The organism is Kluyvera georgiana ATCC 51603, from assembly GCF_001654985.1.
GTDB lineage: Bacteria > Pseudomonadota > Gammaproteobacteria > Enterobacterales > Enterobacteriaceae > Kluyvera > Kluyvera georgiana.
The window spans coordinates 1-16,631 of the sequence record NZ_LXEU01000040.1 but is presented as its reverse complement, the minus strand read 5'-3'; the positions used below and the strand labels follow the sequence as shown (position 1 = coordinate 16,631).

Here is a 16,631-nt window from a genome sequence, read left to right as displayed (position 1 = left end):
AAAAAAAATCCCGACACATCTGCGTCGGGATCAACCTTGCCGAAGCAAGAAGCATTGAAATATTCGTTACATCAGGAAACCTGACGTGGCTGAAACATTATAGTTGTTTATGTGGAATGACAAGAATTATTCACCTAGTAAATATATATGACCTCTCAGTCATTCGTCGTTTCTTGTTTTAATCACATCGAGATAAATCATATAGATGGCGATTTCAGATAACCTGGATTATTGTTAATTTTTTGAGATTATTCTTATTACAATACTTATCCATAAGCTAAATTTATGATTTTCGCTTCTACGGCTACGTCAATCAGCCTTCAGCACACACCCGGTTACGGCCGCCCTGTTTCGCCTGATACAGGCGACGGTCGGCGATTGACTGAAGATGTTGGAAATCATAGCGCTGCAGCTCTTCGCTACTGCACACGCCTAACGAGGCGCTCACCCGCAGCGTTTGATTGCGGCTGATGAGAATTTCCCGACTATAGATGCTCTCACGAATGCGCTCAGCAATCACCAGAGCCTGTTCCAGCGACGTTTCCGGCAGCACGATACAAAATTCTTCACCGCCAACGCGCCCGGCGATATCCGACTTGCGCACTTTATTGAGGATCACCCGGCCAATATGAATCAGTACCCGGTCTCCGGCCTGATGACCATATTGATCGTTAATGCGCTTGAAGTGGTCCAGATCCAACTGAATCACCGACAACGGCGCGCCCAATTGCTGGCTGGCAGCAAGCGCTTTACCGGCTCGCTCAAACAGCGCCGCACGGTTATACAGGCGGGTCAGCATATCGTGCCAGGCTCGCCACTCTAAGGAATCCTGCAGCGACGACATATTGCGTACCATGCGGCGGATGACGGCCCAGGAGATAAGCAGCATGGAGGTAAACAGTATCCACAGCAGGGTTAGCGCGATACTGATGCTGCCAAAGTCGCCGCGGATCCCTTCCTCCAGGCTATGAATACGCAACAGCACACCGTCGAAATTGCGCAACTTTTCCCAGCTGATGTAGCGGGAAAGCTGGCGAACGCTGCCCTCGTTATCGTGCTCGTAGGCATACGCCAGCTGTGCCTGGATCTCTTGCGAAAGCTGCGTGCGCTTTTGCGGATTCTCTTCGGATGAGGCAATCAGGTTCATCCGCCGATCGTAGAGCTGATATTCCCCCTCCGCTTCCCCTTCAACAGACTGCATCAGGAATTGGGTCATCTCATTAACTGATAGCTGGATGGCCAACACGCCGAACCAGTATTGGTCGTAATCGAGAGGCGCAGAAGCGGTCACCATCTGCGCCACCGGCACTTTATCGCGACTGAAGGTGGTGTTCCATTTCACGCCGCGATTCGGGTTATCCCGCTGTGACTGCTGGATAAACCACGGGCTGGTGGCCAATTTGTAATAGTACTCGGTGATGCTGTTGCCCTGATCCTGTTCGGTGCTGAGATAGAATCCGGCGCGCGAAACGTACAGCATATGAGTATCAAAACGGGAGAGATGCTGACGCGTAATGGCAGAGAGGCGCAGCAGATAGCCAAGCTCAATGGTTGCCATGAACTCGTTGCCGAGCAGCGCATTATCGCGCGACAAGAGATTGGTATGTTCGACAAAATCGTCTGAGACGCCGTTTAACGGCAACGTGCGGTTGTTGTTTAGCGAGATCCGCCAGTCGGCAAGCGCACGCTTGCGCTCAAACTCCTGCTCAGCGGTGTGCAGAACTTCAAAGGCCAGTGGAACCTGCAGCGCCGACTCCATACCATTGCGAAAAAACAGCAAGCGGTCAGTATTGAACTGCAACTGCGCGTCCATGTCGTTGGCGACGTTTTTCAGGTTATTGCGCTGGCTGGAGATGTACGCATCCTCCAGCACAATGGTTTCGAGCCAGGTCAACAACGTGGAGAAAAACAGCACCACCAGAAAGCAGATATTGACGACACGTTCGGGGCTAACCCGACGCGTGAGGCGCGCCCACCATCCTGACGAAGCCGCCGTGCTGGCAGTCATGGGACGCACATAGGCCTCCTGACACTCGCAGACCCATCCCACATCCCATTATTGCGCTGCTGAGAATTCATACTGCTCCATTACACATCGCTACGACAAAGAACCCAATAACAACGGTTCTAAAACGCCCGGCAATTGCCGGGCGTAAACACGGTTATAATGCCTTTTCCTGCTGGCGTGTAGGGCCGTGAATCAGCTCATCTTCGCGGAATGCTTCCCGTTTGACGCCGAAACCATCATACCAACGACACTCCACCATACCGCTAGCATATCCCGTTACCACCATCCGCGGCCCACCGTTTTTGGGCCGAACTTCATCGCTGACCAAAAAGACCATTACTGCCTCCGGTATCAGGGTGAAACTGTTTCACCTTAGCCTATTCACGGCCCCTTTGCGTAGCGGAATTGGATTATTTACGCCGGCTTTTTACGCAGGCTGGCGATGAGATTCACCCCCGCCAGCACCACGGCGCCAATCATAAAACCCAGCACCAGATTTGCCAGCGTCGGCAGCACCATGGCTAACCATGCCGCCTGCTGCCCGGCAAAGCCTTCGATAGCATGGTGCAACGGCGCCACGCCGTGAACCACAATACCGCCGCCCACCAAAAACATCGCCAGCGTCCCCACCACCGAGAGCGTTTTCATCAGCCATGGCGCGACCACCAGCAACCCTTTACCCAGTCCCTGAGCCAACACGCTGCGCTTCTCCGCCAGCCAGTAGCCCATATCATCCAGTTTGACGATCACCCCAACAAGGCCGTAGACCCCCACGGTCACCAGCAGGGCGATGCCGGATAAAATCAGCACCTGGTTGAGCAATGGCGCTTGCGCCACAATACCCAACGTAATGGCCACAATTTCCGCCGACAGAATAAAGTCGGTACGAATGGCGCCTTTGACTTTATCGCGCTCGTAGACAGCCGGATCCTGCTGGGCAATGGCCTCCAGACGCTGCTGACGAGCGGCATCATCCCCCTTATGCTTACGCGCCTGCAGGGTATGCAGCACCTTCTCCACGCCTTCAAAGCACAGATAGGCCCCGCCAATCATCAGTAGCGGCGTGACCGCCCAGGGAATAAAAGCGCTGATCAGTAGCGCCAACGGAACCAGAATCACCTTGTTAAGCAGCGACCCCTTTGCCACGCTCCACACCACCGGCAATTCGCGGTTGGCGCGCACGCCCGACACCTGCTGTGCGTTCAGCGATAAATCATCACCCAGCACGCCGGCGGTTTTTTTGGCCGCCAGTTTGCCCATCATCGAGATATCGTCCAGTAAGGTTGCGATATCATCTAATAAGGTTAATAAACTACTTCCCGCCACAAGCAACATCCTTCCTTTTGTTATTGATAACAAAGTATGAAGCAAAAAAGCGCAGGGCGTAAGAGATACATATTTATAACATAAGAATAACATCAACCCCTTAATTAAAGCACTCGCCAGCGAACTCGTTTTGGCGTTTACTATCAGCCTGCTTGCTATTATGCCGTGAGGAAGTATGCGTATTAAACAACTGTTACCGCTGGTCGGCGCGCTGTTCGCGCTGTATATCATCTGGGGGTCGACCTATTTTGCCATTAGCATTGGCGTGGCGAGCTGGCCCCCGCTGATGATGGCGGGCGTGCGCTTCCTGTCGGCGGGCGTGCTACTGATGATGTATCTGCTGGCGACCGGGCATCGCCTGCCGCCACGCGGACCGCTGCTCAACGCGGCGCTGATTGGTGTTTTGCTGCTCGCGGTGGGTAATGGCATGGTGACGGTGGCGGAACATCAACACGTGCCTTCAGGTATTGCCGCCGTGATGGTGGCCACCGTACCGCTGTTTACGCTGTGCTTTAGCCGCTTTTTCGGCATCGCCACCCGTAAGCTGGAATGGCTGGGGATCGCCATCGGTCTGGCCGGCATCGTGCTGTTGAACAGCGGCGGCAACCTTAGCGGCAACCCGTGGGGTGCGCTGCTGATTCTGATTGGTTCTCTGAGCTGGGCGTTTGGTTCGGTGTACGGCTCGCGTATCACGCTGCCGACCGGCATGATGGCGGGCGCGATCGAAATGTTAGCCGCCGGTATTGTGCTGATGCTGGCCTCGTTGCTGAGCGGCGAACGCCTGACGACGTTACCGGATCTCCACGGTTTCCTGGCGGTGGGCTATCTGGCGATTTTCGGTTCTATCATCGCCATCAATGCCTATATGTATCTGATTCGAAACGTCACCCCCGCCGTGGCAACCAGCTACGCTTACGTCAATCCGGTGGTCGCCGTTCTGTTAGGTACCGGTTTTAACGGCGAGCATCTCTCTGCGACCGAGTGGCTGGCGCTGGCGATTATCATTGCGGCAGTGGTGCTGGTGACGTTAGGCAAATATCTGTTCCCGGCGAAAGCGACGGCTACTCCCTGCCCGACGAAGAAAGCAGGTTTAGATTCGTGATCCCCTGAATCCCGATCTGCGCGCTGCCTTCGCCGCCGCAGATCCACTCCTCCAGCCGCTCGCACAGCGCGCTATCGCTTAGCTTCGCTCGTCCGCGTAGCGCGCACTCCCACACCACCAATACCCGCCAGCCCTGTTCGACCAGCAGGCCGATATCTCGTCGATCGCGAGTGACATTAGCGCCAATTTTCGCCAGCCAGAACTCGGTTCGCGTGGCCGGCACCTTAAACAAATAGCAATCATGCTGGTGCCAGAAACAGCCGTGCGTAAAGATGACGCAGCGATAGTCATCGAGCGTGAAATCAGGCCGGCCCGGCAGACGCGTATCCTGAGCCTGCCAGCGTAAACCCAGCTGTTCGAGCAAGGACGCCATCCTTTTTTCAATGGCGGTATTGTGCGTACCGATAGCACGCATATTTTTGCTGCGCGTGGCTTTATCGTGAACGTCCGCCATCCTGCTTCTCCGCATCCCGCTTTTGTACGGCTTGCAAAATACGCGACTCCAGCAGCCTGGCCACGGCGGCAAATACCGGCACAATCACCGAGTTACCAAACTGGCGATAGGCCTGCGTATCCGAGACCGGAATGCGAAAGCGGTAGCCCTGCGGCGATTCAAAGCCCATCAGCCGCGCGCACTCACGCGGTGTCAGGCGGCGCGGTCGGCGTAGCTGATTCTGTGGATCGTCGAAATGTTTTTCGCCCAGTGCGCGATCCCAGCCGCGATCGATAAGGATCTCCGCACCGTCTTTGTAATAGCGTGCCGACAAGGTACGCGCCACGCTGGTGGCTCGCGTGGGATCAACCAGCCCATAGCCAAAGCCGTTGCCCTTTTCCTGATGCTTACGCGCATAGCGATAGAGGTACTTCCACAGCACCGGCGTCAGGATAAATTTGGCATCGACGTTGGGCTCCAGCAATTCGCCAAAGGTCGGGCGACGCGCGGGATAAAGCGCGGGAATATCGCGCAGAGTGAAGCCCTCATGCAGGCCTAAATCCCGACGGAAACCAACCAGCACGATGCGCTCGCGGTGCTGCGGTAAGAAGTGCTGACCGTCGATAATCTTCGGGTCATCGGCCCCCATATCCGCAGCATCGGCAACTTCATAGCCCAGCTCGTCCAGGGTTTGCATGATAATGCGGAAGGTTTTCCCGCCATCGTGACTTTTCAGATTCTTGACGTTCTCCAGCACAAAGACGGGCGGCCTGCGTGCGTCAATAATTCGCACCACGTCAAAAAACAGCGTGCCTTGCGTATCACAGGCAAACCCATGAGCGCGGCCCAGGGCATTTTTTTTCGATACCCCGGCAAGCGAAAACGGCTGGCAGGGAAAGCCCGCGAGAAGAACATCGTGCTGCGGAATACATTGGCGAATATGCGCCTGCGCCTCGGCGTCGCTGACCTCGGTGCGGCCACTCAGCGTGACATCGCGGATGTCGGCGTTAAACCGGTGTTCATGCGGATCGCAGTACCAGTTCGCCTTGTAGGTGCGCAGCGCATGTTTGTTCCACTCGCTGGTAAACACGCACTGGCCGCCAATCGCTTCAAAGCCGTTGCGAATACCGCCGATACCGGCAAAAAGATCGACAAAGCGAAAGGCATAATTCGGATGATGGGCTGGCGGCTTCGGCAGCAACCCGGCAAGATGCGCCTGCTCGTTTTCGCTGAGTCGGGTACTGGCGCGCCCCAGGGCGACGACACGTTTAACAATAGCCGGGCTCCAGTGCTGTTCCCCCACGGCAACCAGCTCGGCGACAACGGTCTTAAGATCGTAAATCTCCAGGATATGCTCCAGCAGCGCCTGAGCGTCCGGCTCGTCGGGTAACGCTACCTCGTTTGATAAGACTCGTTGTTGCATAAATTCGACCAGATACAGAAAAGGAAAAAGAAAGCGCAAATAAAAGTGAGATTATCATAGTTTGCTGGATTCTTGTGGCGCGAATCGCCGCAGTACATCCTCATCCAGCGACAGCCGATCGCCCGCCAGTTCGGCACTCAGCTTTGCCATAAATTGCACCAAAAAATCAGCATTCTGTTGCGCTATTTCCCGCCCCTTCTCGGTTTGCATCGTCGCAGGCAGGCGCAGCAGCTTGGTCTGAAAATGGTCCAGCGCGTAGGCTTTATCATCTAACGTCCGGCGTTCGGCGAAGGGATCGTCGGCATCGAACAGCGCCGTATTCATCGACCCCGAGACGGCAAACACGCGCGCCAGCCCGATAGCGCCCAGCGCCTCTAGCCGGTCGGCATCTTGCACGATGCGGGCTTCTGCCGTTTCTGGAGGAATGCGCGCGCTAAAACTGTGTGCCGCTATCGCATGGGCAACGGCATCGTAACGTTCAGGTGGAAAATGAGGAAAATCACGCTGGAGGATTTCCAGGGTTTGCTGCGCCGCCAGCTGCGAAGAACGCGCGCGATCGGGATGGTTCTTTGGCAGACTGACCAAATCGTGAAAATAGCTGGCCAGCAGGATGACGAGTAAATCGACCGACTGCCCTTCCGCTATCTGTCGCGCGGTGCGCCAGACGCGGCGGAAATGGGCGATATCATGCGACGCATCGCCGCTATATTCATGTGTTTCAAACCAGAACTCAACGTCCTGCTGCCACGCGTTTAAATCCATTTTATTATTGCCTGAGTGAGTATTAGCCCCTCAGCATAGCAATATTAGAAGCGTTCTTCCCGCTCGGTTTGACGAGGGCGCGTATACCAGGCTATCCCGCCGAGCAGCCCACCGACAACGCTCAAGACCAGAAAACCCAGCAGTGCGCCAAGCCACTTACCGCTGGTCGAACCGATTTCACCGTCAATCGTCGCGCCCGGAATGGTCTGCACATCGCTGATAACCCAAATGTAGTGACCCATCGCCCAGACAAAGTAGCCACAAAACGCGTAAAAGACCCACAGCGCCAGCTTGCCTCCTGGGCCACGGTCCATTCTTTCTTCCATAAAAACACTCTCATCACACAAATCATTCAAACGGCCGTCACGGCAATGATGTGACGCAAATCACATTATAACAATTAAAGCGGTACGAGGAAGCCTTCAGTACGGCCTGTAGGCCACGAAGTGTCGGTCACTTGATCTCTGACAAGTTTGTCCCGGCGACCATTTTCTGTGCCACAAAGCGCCTCACTAAGCCGCAGACCCAACGGTTTCTTTACCGACGAGTCTTTATACCGTGTCTTATTTCTCCCTGAAATTCACACCCACTTATATATAAAATCTTATTCTCTTCATCAAAATATTATTTCCTTCTATATTTATAAACATAAAAATCTCTTTGTTTTTTATTTTATCCGTGCCATTATCATCGCCGTTATTAGCCTTTTGTTATGCATCAAGATATTTTTATTTATAACCTTCCCGACTGTATGCCAGTGCAGTCGGGATTTTTTTATTTTCTTCACCTCAAACTAACCATTCAACTAATTTATAAATACACCGCAAAACAATTAAAAATAACATAATGCAATGAATTTCATCAATTTTTATAATGCAAGTTGTTTAATTATATTTATTTTACTATATCTGAAACCTTTTGAAATATTTAATATGATTTTATTACATTTATATCGTGATGAAAATTGAACTCCCACTATATTATCCAAATACGTAACACCGGAGGGTGTTTATATATTCACATGCGTTATCATGCAAAGGAAAATATAATGAAAATGAAAGCACTGGCTCTGCTGGTTCCTGCTTTATTAATGGCAGGCGCGGTAAATGCAGCAGAAATGTATAATAAAAACGGAAATAAAGTAGACCTGTACGGCAAGGTCGATGCTCGTCATACCTTCTCCGACAACGCGGGTGATGACGGCGATGAAACCTACGTGCAAATCGGTTTCAAAGGCGAAACCCAGATTACTGATGACCTGACGGGCTACGGCCAGTGGGAATACAAAACCTACGCGAACGACACCGAAGGCGCTGGCGACAAATCCTTTAACCGCCTGGCGTTTGCTGGCTTGAAATTTGCCAACTACGGTTCCTTCGATTATGGCCGTAACTACGGTTCAGTGTACGACATTGAAGGCTGGACCGATATGCTGCCGGTATTTGGCGGTGATTCTTACACCTGGACCGACAACTTTATGGTTGGCCGTGCTAACGGTGTCGCAACCTATCGTAACAGTGATTTCTTTGGTCTGGTCGAAGGCTGGAACTTTGCCCTGCAGTATCAGGGGGCGAATGAAAGCGGTTCAAATAACCAGGAAGGGACCAAAAATGGTCACAACAGCGTCCGCTTCCAGAACGGTGACGGCTACAGCATGTCCACCACATTTGACTTCGCCGATGTGGTTCCGGAATTAGAGGGGTTAACCATTGGGGCTGCCTATGCCACGTCCGATCGTACCAACGATCAGGTGGCTTATGCGGGTATTGAGAATCGCTACGGTAGCGGTAAGAACGGCAGCGTAAGCGCCGGTGGCGATAAAGCCGACGTCTGGACCGTCGGCGCAAAATATGATGCTAATAACATCTATCTGGCGATGATGTATGCGGAAACCCGCAACATGACGCCGTTTGGCGACGATGGTATTGCCAACAAAACGCAGAACTTCGAAGTGACCGCACAGTATCAGTTCGACTTTGGCCTGCGTCCGTCCCTGGCGTGGGTCTATTCCCACGGCGTTGACGTTGGCGTTCATACCAACAGCCATGGTTCTTACCTGACCGACCAGGACCTGGTGAACTACATCGATCTGGGTGCAACTTACGCCTTCAACAAGAACTTCTCTAGCTACGTTGACTACAAAATCAACCTGCTGGATGAAGATTCCCGCTTCTATAGCGCAAACGGTATCTCTACCGATAATATCGTTGGCGTCGGCATGATCTATCAGTTCTAAACTGTCAGCGATGAAACAAAGCCCGCATCACACGCGGGCTTTTCTCTTTTCTTTTTATCAACATCAAGACTACGGCGCTTCCTGTAGCGCCAGGCGCACAAAGCCATTGTTCTGCGCCAGCAGTTCATGGGCTTTCCAGGCATCCATCCCGGTAAGCACCATCAATACCGCTGTTTTACAGTTATGGTCGCAGCTTTCCAGCGCCGCTTTCGCAGTCGCGCGCGTGCAGCCCCCCGCCTCCATCACAATCGCAATCTGCCGCTCCATCATCTGTGTGGTATTACCGCGAATATCAACCCGCATATTGCTATAGACTCGGCCAGTGCGGACGGCCAAAGCGGTGGTCAACATATTGAGCACACAATTTTGCGCGGCAATCGCCTTCGGATTACCATATCCCGCCACCGCTTCAGCGCCGGTTTGTGGCGCAATGACGATATCGGCGAGCTCGGCGGCTTCGCTGTGCACGTTGCGGGTAATCAGCGCCCTTGTCGCCCCCAGTGACCAGGCATGACGCATCGCGCCCCATAGCCATGGGGTTTTCCCGCGAACGGAAAGCCCGATCAACAGGTCTTTTTGCGTGAACCCGATGGCCTGGAGATCCAGCACGCCACGGTTATAGTCCTGCGCCGCCTCGCTCATGTCGTGCAGCATCGCCAGCGCCCCGCCCGCAATCAACCCCACCAGCGGATGTTTTTCATCCGGCGCATACGCATTGGCGACCAACACCGCGTTGCGCCCCGAAGCGCCCGCCCCCGCAATCACGACCCGGCCACCGTGGCTTAAGGTCGCCACCGCGCGGTCGACCAAACGAGTCAGCTCGTCAAGACAGGAAGTAACAGCGTCGGAGATTATCTTATCTTCTTGATTAATAAGATTTAACATATCATGAGTGGACAGTCGGTCAATTTCAGCGGTTGTCGAACTGCGTCTTTCCATGACTGAACCTGCAAGCTTAATGCTCATAAACGGACTCCTTATTATGGGTTCTTCAACAATACTAAAGTGTTTTGTATGGAAAGCTCTGCGAGTACGGTCACAAAGAAAGGTTTGGTTTTGTCAGGACACGATGGCTTTAAGAAAAGGGATACATCGGCGATAATGATTTTTTGCCGTTGATAATAGAAGGTTTTCATGCGCAATATGCCGCAACAGCCACCTCAGGCCAGGCGCCCAATGAAGCTCAGTACGCTGGTGACGCTGATGGTATGCAGCGTGATTGTTTCCGTCCTGTTGGTGGTATACGCCTTCTATTTCATGCAGATCACTAAAGCGACTCGCACCGGTCTGCAGGACAAGGCCTTTGCCATCGCCCGCACGCTGGCCGATTCCCCAGAGATCAAGCGCGGGCTCGCGACGTCGCCTGAACAAAATATTATCCAGCCAATTGCTACAGCGGTACAGCAGCGCAATGGTCTGCTCTATGCCGTTATCACCGACATGGATGCGGTGCGTTACTCGCACCCCAATACCCATCTGATTGGCCAGCATTTTATCGGTGCCGATTTGCAGCCTGCGCTCAAAGGCCATGAGAATCTGTCAATTAATCACGGCGTTCTGGCAGAAGCGCTGCGCGTTTTTACGCCCATCTACGACAACCAGCATCGGCAAATTGGCGTGGCGATTGTCGGTATCTCACTGCAGAAGGTGGATGAACAGATTAGCGAAGCACGCTGGAACGCCATCTGGTTTGTATTGTTTAGCGCGGTGGTGGGCACGCTGGGTATCTGGGGGCTGGTACGCGTGCTGAAAAATATCTTATTTGGCTTCGAGCCGCATGAGATCTCCAGAATGTTCGAGCAGCGCCAGGCCATGCTGCAATCCATGCGTGAAGGGGTTATAGCCGTTGACGACAAAGGCCGCGTCACCCTGATTAATCAGGCCGCTCGTCACATTCTCTTTTCGGCTGATGCCCATGCTTTAGGGGCGGAGCAACACGCACCGCTGCTCAGCAATCTCAAAGAAGTGCTCGCCAGCGGCTCGCCGGTGACCGACCGTGAAATGGGCTGCAATGGTCGCCTGCTGCTATGCAATATCGTTCCGCTGCGCAACAACAGGCGCGTCATTGGTGCCATCGGCACCTTCCGCGACAAAACCGAAGTGAGCCAGCTGATGCAGCGTATGGATGGACTGGTCAACTATATCGACGCCCTGCGCACCCACTCCCATGAATTTATGAATAAACTGCACGTCATTCTTGGGTTATTGCACATGAAGCGCTACGACAAGCTCGAAGACTACATTCTGCAAACCGCACAGAACTATCAGGCGGATATTGGTACGCTGCAGCACAAAATAAAATCACCGATTATTGCCGGTTTCCTGCTGGGTAAAATCAACCGTGCGGGCGATATGGGCGTCAATCTGACGCTGGCGGAAGAGAGTCTGGTGCCCGATAACCCGAACGAAGAACAGGTGGCGGTACTGGTGACCGTACTCGGCAACCTGATTGAGAACGCCCTCGACGCCATGGCCGACCAGGGCGAAGGTGAAATTGGCTTGCTGCTACACTACCAGAACGGCTGGCTTAGCGGCGAAGTCAGCGACGATGGCCCAGGGATAGACCCGGTGCGCATTGACGCTATTTTCAATAAAGGATTTTCAACCAAAGGCGAAAACCGCGGCGTCGGGCTGTTCCTGGCCCGCCAGCAGACGGAAAACCTTGGCGGGACGCTTTCCGTCGAGTCGGAGCCGGGCGTATTTACGCAATTTTTTGTACATATTCCGTGGGACAGCGAGAGGAACAGCGCGTGATTAATGTGTTAATAGTCGATGATGATGCCATGGTGGCCGACCTGAATCGTTGCTATATCGAGAGAGTGGACGGTTTTGCCTGTTGCGGTATCGCGTCTACGCTCCAGCAGGCGCGAGATAAGCTTGTGGATCCTTCACTGTCTATCGACCTTATCCTGCTGGATGTTTATATGCAGCAGGACAACGGGCTGGATCTGCTGCCAGAAGTCCGGAATGCCGGGCGAGCGATTGACGTTATCATGATCTCCTCCGCTTCCGATGCCGCCACCGTTCAGACTTCGCTGCGCTACGGCGTGGTGGACTATCTGATTAAGCCTTTCCAGTTCCCGCGTTTTGAAGAGGCGCTACTAAGCTGGCGCGAAAAAAAACAGTTGATGGGGAGCCACGCCTACTATGAACAGGCAGACGTCGATCGCCTGCTGCACGGTGGGTCGCCCGAGTTGGCAGACACCAAGCGGTTGCCGAAAGGGTTGACGCCGCAGACTCTGCGCACGTTGTGTCAGTGGATTGATGCACACCCGGAAACGGAGTTCTCTACCGACGACCTGGCGCAGGCGGTGAACATCTCCCGCGTATCATGTCGCAAGTATCTGATCTGGCTTGCGCAGATCAATATCCTCTTTACCAGCATTCACTACGGTGCGACCGGTCGCCCGGTCTATCGCTATCGCCTGCAGCCGGAACAATACGGCCTGCTCAAACAGTACTGTCAGTAAGGTGATAATCGTTATCCAGTAGCGTGAAACGATAGTGGTGGGCCGAAGACAGGACCACCTTTTTCGTTTTCGTCACGAAAATGGCTTCAATATCCGGCCTTGCGCGCAGCGTCGCGCAGCCCTTCTCGACACCCATGCCATACATCAACGTGGTCCAGATATCGCCATCAATGGAGTTGGTGCTGACGATGGTGACGCTATCCAGCTCGTTATCCAGCGGGTAGCCGGTACGCGGGTCGAGGATATGATGATACAGCTGGCCATCTTGTTCAAAAAAACGCTCATAGATGCCGGAGGTCACCACCGATTTATTTTCGACGTTGAGCGTACCAATCATCGCCCCGGCGGTAGAGAACGGTTTTTTTATGCCAATCGACCAACCCCCTTCCGGCGTACCCAACGTTTGTACGTTGCCGCCAAGATTGATGAGCCCCTGCTCCACGCCCTCCTGGCATAAAAAATCGCGCACGCGGTCGGCAATATAGCCCTTGGCGATCGCGCCGAGATCGATCTCCATTCCCGGCAGCGCCAGGAAAACACTCTCGTCGCTATCGTTGAGGATGACCTGCTCGTGTTTAGTCAGCGTCAGCAGATGCGCAATTTCATCCGCTGGCGGCACGCTGTCGCCCTTAAAGCCGATGCGCCAGCGTTTTACCAACGGTCCAATCGCCAGGTTAAAAGCACTCTGCGGGAGTTCGCTCGCCGCTTTCGCACATTTGATCAGGGTATAAACCGGGTGACTGACCTTCACCGCACGTTGGCCTGCCGCATGGTTGATGTCCATCACCTGCGACTGAGCACGATTTACGGTCAGCAGATCTTCATATTGCTTAATCAGATGGAAAACGCGAGAGGCAAGGGCCTCATCGTGAACGAAGAGCTTTAACAGGATGGGCGACCCCATCAGAACGGCGGAATAGCTGTATACCCGAGCGGTATCTGACATCAAACTCCCCCTTCAAATCAGTTGAAATAGCCCGGCAATGCCGGGCTATGGGACTGGGTTACGCTGATTCAAGCATGGCCCAGGGCACCTGTTGCGCGCGCAGCGCAGCCTGATGGCCAGCGAGCGTACCAAAGATAATAATATCAGCAACAGCGTTCCCGCCAATTCGGTTGCCACCGTGGATACCACCGACCACTTCACCGGCAGCAAAGGCTCCTGGAATCACCTGTTTTTGCGCATTCAGCACGTGAGTTTCGGTATTAATGGTCACCCCGCCCATAGTGTGGTGCACGCCTGGCGCAATCTGAATCGCGTGGAACGGCCCTTCATTAATCGGTGCACGCAGCGCCGTTTTACGACCAAACTCTTCGTCGTCCTGTTTCGCTACCGCATCGTTATAACGGGCAAGCGTGGCGAGGAAAGTCTCTTCGTCTAGTCCCAGTTTAGCCGCCAGTTCACTCGCGGTGCTCGCGCTGGTGACCAGTCCTTTAGCGATATACTCATCTGCCGCTTTATTTTTGCTGCGGACGTGTTCATCAAAGACGATGTAGGCATATTGCTCCGGCAGCGCAATGATAGCGGCCGAGACTTTATCGCGCGTTTCCATTTCGTTAAAGAAGCGGTTGCCCTGCTGGCTCACCAGAATCGCGCCGCCGCCGCGGATGGATTCCGACACCAGATAAGAGGTTTTCTGTTCCACCGTCGGGTGAATCTGGATTTCGCCCATATCCACCGTACCCGCACCAATACGCTCCAGCAGGGCAATACCGCCGCCGGTTGCGCCTTTGTGGTTGGTGGTCACGAAGCCCGCCAGGTCCGGGCGGTATTTCACCACCATCTCGCTGTTAGCGCTGAAACCGCCGGTCGCCACAATGATGCTGCGGGTCGCAATGGTGACGCTCTCCTGCTCATCGGTCAGCAGGCGTACCGCCGAAACTTCACCGCCTTCCATCACAATATCGACCACCGAAGTGTCGAGCATGACATCAATCTCGCGTTTTGTGACATTACGCACAAGGCCGCTGATGAGATAACCGCCCACGGCAGAACCGTCTTTTGGACGGTGAGTACGGTCAATACTCATGCCGCCGGTGGTGGTGATGTCGTTGAGCATGATGCCGCGATCCGCCAGCCATTCGATCGCCTGCGGCGCATTTTCCACAAAGCGATGCAGCAGCGCCGGGTTGTTTTTGTTTTTACCGCCCTTCAGCGTTTCGGCGTAGAACAGCTCTTTACTATCCTGAATGCCTTTCACGCGCTGGAAGCGGGTTTCCGCCGCGTTCATCCCGGCAGAGGCCTTAATCGTATTGCCACCGATGGTCGGCATTTTTTCAACAATCAGCACGCTGGCACCATCATCATGGGCCTGAATCGCCGCCGCCAGACCGGCGCCACCGCTGCCCACCACGACCACGTCGTAGGCTTTTGGCGCTGCGGTATCGCCACCCTCTTCCGCCGCCAGCGCTTTACTGGATTTCACCATCGCTTTGGAGACCGCTTTTTTCACCGCCTCGCTCTGGCTGGTCGCACCGGAAATGGCGTCAACATGTGGCGTATTCGCATCGAGGATACGGGAACGAATCTCTTCAAAGCTGGTGACGAACTCAACGTCCTGATCGACGCCACCGGTCAGCTCGATATCGGCAATACGGTCGGTTTCCAGGCTTACGTTGATAACCAGTTCGCCGGCATCATCCTGAACGGTCTCCACGAATACGCCCGGCTTAAATTTTGACACCGTCATGCTCATGTCGCGGATCATCGCTTCCACCAGCGAGAAGCGCCACAGCGGTTCCGGAATGTTCAGCGCTTCACGCTGGGTGCTATCAATAAACAGATCCAGCGTCTGACCATCCGCAATACGGTCCGCCCAGTCAGGATAGGCAATGCAGGCACGGCCGACGGCCACCAGGTCATAACCGTGATCCATGGCGCTTTCAATATCGCTGTCATTAACCACACCGCCCACGCCCATCACCGGCACCTGGGCCAGCGTTTCAGAGCGCATCGCGACATATTTTTCAATCAGCGGGGTCGGATCGTTGGTTTCTACAATGGACGGGCGCAGGGTTGCACCGACGGAGAAGTGCAGGTAGTCCAGACCTCGTGCGGCCAGTTTTTCCAGCAGATACATTGTGTCGTAGAAGCGGATCCCCGGGACTTCCATCTCTTCCGGCGAGAAGCGATAGCCGATAATAAAGGCATCATCCGCATACTGGCGTACCATCTTATGGGTGATATCCAGCACCGCCAGCGGGAATTTTGCGCGGTTGTCACGGCAGCCGCCCCACTCGTCGTCGCGTTGGTTAGAGTTTGGGGAATAGAATTGTTGGATCAGATAGGTATTTGCACCGTGAAGTTCCACGCCGTCGAAACCGGCCTGGATAGCGCGGCGCACCGCTTCACCAAATTTACCGACCATGCCTTCCACTTCTTCCGTGGTCAGCGCGACCGGCGTTGCTGCGCCTTCACGCGGCGCGGCCACGGCGCTTGGGCCGACCGGCGTGCGCCCACCGATCAGCTTCGGATCGACCATACGGCCGCCGTGATAAATTTGCAGCAGCGCTTTGGAGCCCTGGGATTTGATGGCTTCGGCAATTTTCGCCAGCCCGGCAATTTTATCGTCGCTGTCGATCCCCAGAGCCCCCGGGAAGGCCAGACCTAAGTCATCCACAAAGCAGCATTCGACGATGATGGTGCCGATACGTCCGGCACGCGCACGGTAGTACTCCACCAGCTCGCTGCTGACTGAGCCATCGAAATAGCCTGAACACGTCGTCATGGGGGCCATAAACAGACGGTTTTTCAACTCGGTGCCATTGGGCAAGGTAAAGGAGCTAAGTACGCGATGATCACTGTTCATAAGAATAAACTCCAAACTTTAAAAAATTAAATTCAAGAATTCGGGATCGGGCTGCATTTGAG

Annotated in this window: 14 protein-coding genes; 4 read left to right on the top strand and 10 right to left on the bottom strand. The window is 54.2% G+C overall.

Translation table 11 applies throughout. The features are described 5' to 3' along the window. Positions 1-313 precede the first annotated feature (313 nt). The 3 genes from dgcQ to M989_RS09055 all read right to left on the bottom strand — a co-directional run bounded on the left by dgcQ (position 314) and on the right by M989_RS09055 (position 3,340). Positions 314-2,008 (bottom strand): cellulose biosynthesis regulator diguanylate cyclase DgcQ, encoded by a 1,695-nt coding sequence (gene dgcQ / locus M989_RS09065; protein WP_064544514.1) that lies wholly within the window; start codon positions 2,006-2,008, stop codon positions 314-316. Positions 2,009-2,162: 154 nt separating this feature from the next. Further along, positions 2,163-2,345: a YodC family protein gene (locus M989_RS09060; RefSeq protein WP_064544512.1), complete on the bottom strand. Its 183-nt coding sequence runs from the start codon at positions 2,343-2,345 to the stop codon at positions 2,163-2,165. 77 nt (positions 2,346-2,422) lie between these two features. Further along, positions 2,423-3,340, bottom strand: coding sequence for a DUF808 family protein (locus M989_RS09055; protein WP_157093530.1), 918 nt, complete (start codon positions 3,338-3,340; stop codon positions 2,423-2,425). Between the two features lie 169 nt (positions 3,341-3,509). Between M989_RS09055 and yedA the strand changes: the two genes are divergently transcribed. Then, positions 3,510-4,436 carry a drug/metabolite exporter YedA gene (yedA, locus tag M989_RS09050; RefSeq protein WP_064544510.1) on the top strand — a complete coding sequence of 309 codons (927 nt, stop codon included), beginning with the start codon at positions 3,510-3,512 and terminating at the stop codon, positions 4,434-4,436. Here the strand turns inward: yedA and M989_RS09045 are convergent. The 4 genes from M989_RS09045 to drpB are packed head-to-tail and all read right to left on the bottom strand — an operon-like array spanning position 4,396 to position 7,380. Beyond that, entirely contained in the window at positions 4,396-4,890 is a 495-nt protein-coding gene (locus M989_RS09045; RefSeq protein WP_064544508.1) for a very short patch repair endonuclease, read from the bottom strand. The genes yedA and M989_RS09045 overlap by 41 nt on opposite strands. Further along, positions 4,871-6,292, bottom strand: a complete 1,422-nt coding sequence (locus tag M989_RS09040) for a DNA cytosine methyltransferase (RefSeq protein WP_064544516.1) — start codon at positions 6,290-6,292, stop codon at positions 4,871-4,873. The genes M989_RS09045 and M989_RS09040 overlap by 20 nt, the downstream gene beginning before the upstream one ends. A gap of 54 nt (positions 6,293-6,346) precedes the next feature. Further along, the gene (locus M989_RS09035; RefSeq protein ID WP_064544506.1) at positions 6,347-7,054 is read right to left on the bottom strand and encodes a phosphohydrolase; all 708 of its coding nucleotides are present in this window, start codon (positions 7,052-7,054) and stop codon (positions 6,347-6,349) included. Positions 7,055-7,098: 44 nt separating this feature from the next. Beyond that, positions 7,099-7,380 carry a cell division protein DrpB gene (gene drpB, locus M989_RS09030; protein ID WP_064544504.1) on the bottom strand — a complete coding sequence of 94 codons (282 nt, stop codon included), beginning with the start codon at positions 7,378-7,380 and terminating at the stop codon, positions 7,099-7,101. Between the two features lie 722 nt (positions 7,381-8,102). On the opposite strand from drpB, the gene ompC reads away from it, so the two are divergent. Further along, positions 8,103-9,290, top strand: a complete 1,188-nt coding sequence (gene ompC / locus M989_RS09025; RefSeq protein ID WP_064544502.1) for a porin OmpC — start codon at positions 8,103-8,105, stop codon at positions 9,288-9,290. A 69-nt stretch (positions 9,291-9,359) separates the two neighbouring features. On the opposite strand, the gene M989_RS09020 is transcribed toward ompC, so the two are convergent. Next, positions 9,360-10,256, bottom strand: coding sequence for an N-acetylmuramic acid 6-phosphate etherase (locus tag M989_RS09020; protein WP_064544500.1), 897 nt, complete (start codon positions 10,254-10,256; stop codon positions 9,360-9,362). A 168-nt stretch (positions 10,257-10,424) separates the two neighbouring features. Here M989_RS09020 and M989_RS09015 point away from each other — a divergent pair, with 168 nt between their 5' ends. Both M989_RS09015 and dcuR read left to right on the top strand, forming a co-directional pair. Next, a complete protein-coding gene (locus M989_RS09015; RefSeq protein WP_064544497.1) occupies positions 10,425-12,044 on the top strand; it encodes a sensor histidine kinase in 1,620 nt (539 codons plus the stop codon). Further along, positions 12,041-12,760 (top strand): two-component system response regulator DcuR, encoded by a 720-nt coding sequence (dcuR, locus tag M989_RS09010; protein WP_064544496.1) that lies wholly within the window; start codon positions 12,041-12,043, stop codon positions 12,758-12,760. Before M989_RS09015 ends, dcuR begins: the two co-directional genes overlap by 4 nt. Here dcuR and M989_RS09005 read toward each other — a convergent pair. Beyond that, positions 12,741-13,706 carry an FAD:protein FMN transferase gene (locus tag M989_RS09005; protein WP_064544494.1) on the bottom strand — a complete coding sequence of 322 codons (966 nt, stop codon included), beginning with the start codon at positions 13,704-13,706 and terminating at the stop codon, positions 12,741-12,743. The two genes, dcuR and M989_RS09005, sit on opposite strands and share 20 nt — an antisense overlap. A 58-nt stretch (positions 13,707-13,764) precedes the next feature. Beyond that, complete coding sequence (locus M989_RS09000) at positions 13,765-16,569, bottom strand: flavocytochrome c (RefSeq protein ID WP_064544492.1); 2,805 nt, start codon at positions 16,567-16,569, stop codon at positions 13,765-13,767. Between the last annotated feature and the right edge of the window lie 62 nt (positions 16,570-16,631).

Coding starts and splice junctions, on each gene's coding strand:
- M989_RS09005 (WP_064544494.1), bottom strand. CDS start 13,706: ATGTCAGATACCGCTCGGGTATACAGCTATTCCGCCGTTCTGATGGGG.
- M989_RS09045 (WP_064544508.1), bottom strand. CDS start 4,890: ATGGCGGACGTTCACGATAAAGCCACGCGCAGCAAAAATATGCGTGCT.
- drpB (WP_064544504.1), bottom strand. CDS start 7,380: ATGGAAGAAAGAATGGACCGTGGCCCAGGAGGCAAGCTGGCGCTGTGG.
- ompC (WP_064544502.1), top strand. CDS start 8,103: ATGAAAATGAAAGCACTGGCTCTGCTGGTTCCTGCTTTATTAATGGCA.
- dgcQ (WP_064544514.1), bottom strand. CDS start 2,008: ATGACTGCCAGCACGGCGGCTTCGTCAGGATGGTGGGCGCGCCTCACG.
- M989_RS09040 (WP_064544516.1), bottom strand. CDS start 6,292: ATGCAACAACGAGTCTTATCAAACGAGGTAGCGTTACCCGACGAGCCG.
- yedA (WP_064544510.1), top strand. CDS start 3,510: ATGCGTATTAAACAACTGTTACCGCTGGTCGGCGCGCTGTTCGCGCTG.
- M989_RS09060 (WP_064544512.1), bottom strand. CDS start 2,345: ATGGTCTTTTTGGTCAGCGATGAAGTTCGGCCCAAAAACGGTGGGCCG.
- M989_RS09015 (WP_064544497.1), top strand. CDS start 10,425: ATGCGCAATATGCCGCAACAGCCACCTCAGGCCAGGCGCCCAATGAAG.
- M989_RS09035 (WP_064544506.1), bottom strand. CDS start 7,054: ATGGATTTAAACGCGTGGCAGCAGGACGTTGAGTTCTGGTTTGAAACA.
- M989_RS09000 (WP_064544492.1), bottom strand. CDS start 16,569: ATGAACAGTGATCATCGCGTACTTAGCTCCTTTACCTTGCCCAATGGC.
- M989_RS09020 (WP_064544500.1), bottom strand. CDS start 10,256: ATGAGCATTAAGCTTGCAGGTTCAGTCATGGAAAGACGCAGTTCGACA.